At 61.9% G+C, this 1,283-nt stretch carries 1 protein-coding gene; it reads right to left on the minus strand.

Annotated elements, in window-relative coordinates; genetic code table 11:
- Positions 1-64: 64 nt before the first annotated feature.
- Entirely contained in the window at positions 65-1,195 is a 1,131-nt protein-coding gene (locus ABDB81_RS30320) for an IS481 family transposase (protein ID WP_137928650.1), read from the minus strand.
- Positions 1,196-1,283 lie beyond the last annotated feature (88 nt).

A 1,283-nucleotide genomic window follows, 5' to 3' on the forward strand; every position in this document is an offset into this window, starting at 1 on the left:
TGTACAGACCGGAGACATGGGTAACAGGTGTTCGGAGACATGGGTAACACGTGATCTGCGCGTATCACAGTACGCGCAGGTCGAGTTCCCCTATCTCAAACCGGCTGAACCAGATGCCGAAGCAGCCGTCCTCCTTCTTTGGGCGTAGCGCGATGCGCTGTCCGATGAAAGCCTTGCCAATCTTCACGCGTCGTCGCCGCACTTCTATCCGCGCGTTGCTGCCCACTTTATAGACCAGGTCCGTCGACAGGTACTCCACTTCCGGCAGCGATTTGGGATAGGCGATGGTGCTGGCACGGTAGTGCTCGAGCGGCACCTCCATCTTCAGCGCCTCGTGCGGGCGCTGGCCGTTGTAGCGTTCGCGATAGTGATCAAATGCACGCTGGGCTTGCGCGTTATCGACAAAGCAGCGGTCCTGCAATAGCTCGACCTTGAGCGTGCGATGAAAGCGCTCGTCCTTGCCCTGTGTCTGAGGATGATATGGGCGCGAATGACTGACGGCGATGCCCAAGCGCATCAGCCACACCGTCAGCGCCGTATAGCCCAAGCCGTCCGCACCTCCGCCCCAGGGCGGTCCGTTGTCCATGGTCATGCGCTGTGGCAACCCATAGCGCTGGAACGTCGCGATCAGTCTTGGCTGGACCGTTTCGCCGCGCTCATCGTCACACGCAGCCAGGCACAGGCTAAAGCGCGAATGGTCATCGAGTACCGTCAGCGGATGGCAGTGCCCGTGGCGGTTGGGCACATGGCCTTTGAAGTCCATCTGCCACAGGTCGTTGGGCTGCGCATGCTCGAAGCGCCGGAACGGCGCCTGCGCAGCGGCCATGCCTTCGCCCAGTCGGCCGTGGCGACGCAAAATCTCGTGAACGGTACTGGGCGCCGGCACCCAGGCCGTGCCCTCGTTGCGCAGCAATCGCGCCAGCTTGCGAGCGCCCCAATAGGGGTTCTCGTCGCGCAGCACAACGATCCGCTGCTCGATGTCCTCGTCGGTCCTGGCGGGACTCAGTTCCGGCCGACGGCTCTGGTCGGCGAGCCCATCCGGGCCTTGCCCGTCATACCGCTGCAGCCACTTGTACAGCGTCTTGGGCGAGATGCCGTAGCGCCTGGCCAACTCGCGACGATTCGCTCCCGGCTGGCTGGCCAGCACCATTAATTCCCTGCGTTGATCCATGAGTGACACTTCCTTCCACGGCATGGCAGGTCTCCCAAAAGACACTGCCAGCCAGTCTAGATGTGTTACCCATGTCTCCGAACAGGTGTTACCTATGTGTCCGGGCTATACA

This window comes from Cupriavidus sp. DL-D2 (assembly GCF_039710735.1).
Classification (GTDB): domain Bacteria; phylum Pseudomonadota; class Gammaproteobacteria; order Burkholderiales; family Burkholderiaceae; genus Cupriavidus.

What these genes read in the sequence shown, in the direction of transcription:
- ABDB81_RS30320 (WP_137928650.1), bottom strand. Translation starts at nt 1,195, where the DNA reads ATGCCGTGGAAGGAAGTGTCACTCATGGATCAACGCAGGGAATTAATG.